Origin of the sequence: Veillonella sp. (assembly GCF_019414865.1) — a bacterium.
GTDB lineage: Bacteria > Bacillota > Negativicutes > Veillonellales > Veillonellaceae > Veillonella.
This window is the reverse complement of sequence record NZ_DXLG01000164.1, coordinates 1-2,773: the sequence shown is the minus strand read 5'-3', so window position 1 is coordinate 2,773 and position 2,773 is coordinate 1. Positions and strand designations below refer to the sequence as shown.

Below are 2,773 nucleotides of genomic sequence, written 5' to 3'. Positions count from 1 at the left end.
TATTCTGAAAGCTTTCACAATAAACAAGATGCACAACGTAGAGAATATGCCATAAAACAGATGTCAAAGACTAAGAAATTGCGACTCATTGAGGGTGTAAAATAGTCTTTGATTATGGTATAATATGATGATTAATTACTGCCATGGAGGTTGAAAAATGAAGCGGGTTCTAGTGTCCGTAAAAAGTGTACAACGAGATATGGACGGCAAGGATACCGTAGTGGAACTGATTTCCCCAGGTACATCACATGAAAAGGGTAATGCCCAGTATGTGCGTTATGAAGAATCTAGTGTGACTGGCTTAGATGGGGTAAAGACGACCATTAAAATCCATGATGACTCTATTGTATTGCTTCGAACAGGGGCTGTTAATATGCGTCATCAATATGTCCGTGGTGAAGAGCGCGAATCCGTGTATGAAACACCGTATGGTGATTTGCACATGGCCGTGAATACTCATGAATTAACAGTAGACTTTCACGAAGGCGTAGGTCATGTTCATTTAGGATATGACATTTCCGTCGAAGGTGAATGGCAATTTTATAATCAGTTAGATATAGACGTGCGGGAGGATACAGAGCATGGAAATGAAGGAAATCCTGAAATCGGGGATTGAACAGGCATTACAAGATACGATTAACAGCGGTGGCTTACCAGCTGGGGAATATCCAGAAATCGTTCTCGAAGTGCCACCTCAAAAAGAATTCGGTGATTTTTCTACAAACATTGCAATGCAATCCGCTCGTGTAGCTCGTCAAAATCCTCGTGCTATTGCAGAGGCTTTGATTAGCCATATGAATTTTGATTGGCTCGAACGCGCTGAGGTTGCTGGTGCAGGTTTCATCAATTTCTTCTTGAAATCTGACATGGTGTACGACACATTGAAAGCCATTTTGAATGCTGGCGATCAGTATGGTGTTCAACCATTGCGTGCACGCGATACGATTCAAGTAGAGTACGTAAGTGCGAACCCAACAGGTCCGTTACATGTCGGCCATGGTCGTGGTGCTGCGTATGGTAGTGCACTTGTAAACTTGTTGCGTGCAGCAGGTTACAATGTACAATCCGAGTACTACATCAATGATGCGGGTAACCAAATCGATAATATGGCTATCTCCATTGAGTACCGTTTCCAAGAGTTGCAAGGTGCTACATTAGTGTTCCCACCTAAGCGCAACGAAGATGGTTCCATGCCTGAATTCGATATTCCAGAAGGGGCTCTCGTATTCCCTGAAAATGGCTACCGTGGTCCTGATATTATCGAGACTGCAAAAGCTATTGCAGAACGCGAAGGCTTCGATAAATTAAATGCTATGAACGAAGCTGATCGTGTAGCATTGTTTAAAGAAGAGGGCTTAAAAGAAAAATTAGCTCGCTTAGAGGAAACATTAAGCAATTTCCGTGTTACTTTCGATAATTGGTTCTCTGAACGTACTGTTCATGAAGCTGATGAAATTCATCACTCCGTAGAGGCGTTAAAGGCTCTTGGCAAAGTGTATGAAAAAGACGGTGCATTGTGGTTGAAATCTACTGACTATGGCGATGATAAAGACCGCGTAGTTATTCGTGATAATGGAGTTCCTACATACTTAGCGGCAGATATTGCATACCACCGCAATAAATATGATCGTGGATTCAAAGAAATGATTGATATTTGGGGCGCTGACCATCATGGTTATGTATGCCGTGTAAAAGCTGCTATGGCTGCTTTTGGTTATGACCCAGATAAACTAACAGTATTATTGTTACAAATGGTAGCATTGTTCCGCGATGGACAACTCGTTAAATTATCTAAACGTAGCGGTGATAGCGTTACATTAGATGAATTGATTGAAGAGGTTGGCGTAGATGCATCTCGTTACTTCTTCTTGATGCGTTCTCTAGATAGCCAACTTGATTTCGATATTAACTTGGCTAAATCTCGTAGCAATGATAACCCAGTATATTATATTCAATATGCTCATGCCCGTATTCACAGCATTTACAACCAAGTGCGTGAAGCAGGCATTGCATTTGGTGATTATAGTGAAACTGATTTCACAACGCTTACAAGCGAAATGGAATTAGAATTGATTAAAAAATTAGCTGAATATCCAGAAGAGGTCGTTCAATCTGCCGAACATCGTGCACCACATCGTATTGCTCGTTACTTATTCGATTTGGCAAGCATGTTCCATTCCTTCTATCGTCAAGGTCGTATCATTGGCGTAGATCCAGCGTTGCAACAAGCTCGTCTAGGATTAATCACAGCGATTGCTCTCGTACTTCGTCAAGGCTTGGGTATTTTAGGTATTTCCGCTCCGGAAAAAATGTAATAGGTGGGAGGCATCATGGCAACTAAGTATATTTTCGTAACTGGCGGCGTTGTTTCTTCTCTTGGTAAAGGGATTACAGCAGCATCCTTGGGTCGCTTGCTTAAAAACCGCGGTTTCAATGTAACGATTCAAAAATTTGACCCATACATTAATATCGACCCTGGTACGATGAGCCCTTACCAACACGGTGAAGTATTCGTAACAGATGACGGTGCTGAAACTGACCTCGATTTGGGTCACTATGAACGCTTTATCGATATTAACCTTAGTAAACGTTCTAACATTACAGCAGGTAAAGTGTACTGGTCTGTAATCAATAAAGAACGTAAAGGTGATTACTTGGGCAGCACTGTACAAGTAATTCCACACATTACAAATGAAATCAAACAAAACGTATACCGCGTAGGTAAAGAGGATAACGCAGATGTAGTTATCACTGAAATCGGCGGTACTGTAGG

Annotated in this window: 2 protein-coding genes and 1 pseudogene; all 3 read left to right on the top strand. The window is 41.7% G+C overall.

Going from position 1 to position 2,773, the window contains the following annotated elements; translation table 11 throughout:
• The first annotated feature begins 157 nt into the window (after nucleotides 1–157).
• The gene (locus QZ334_RS07800; protein WP_005385333.1) at nucleotides 158–616 is read left to right on the top strand and encodes a DUF1934 domain-containing protein; all 459 of its coding nucleotides are present in this window, start codon (nucleotides 158–160) and stop codon (nucleotides 614–616) included.
• Nucleotides 582–2,315 (top strand): arginine--tRNA ligase, encoded by a 1,734-nt coding sequence (argS, locus tag QZ334_RS07795; protein WP_156719231.1) that lies wholly within the window; start codon nucleotides 582–584, stop codon nucleotides 2,313–2,315. Before QZ334_RS07800 ends, argS begins: the two co-directional genes overlap by 35 nt.
• A gap of 15 nt (nucleotides 2,316–2,330) precedes the next feature.
• Nucleotides 2,331–2,773 (top strand): annotated as a pseudogene (locus tag QZ334_RS07790) (CTP synthase); the annotation flags it as partial.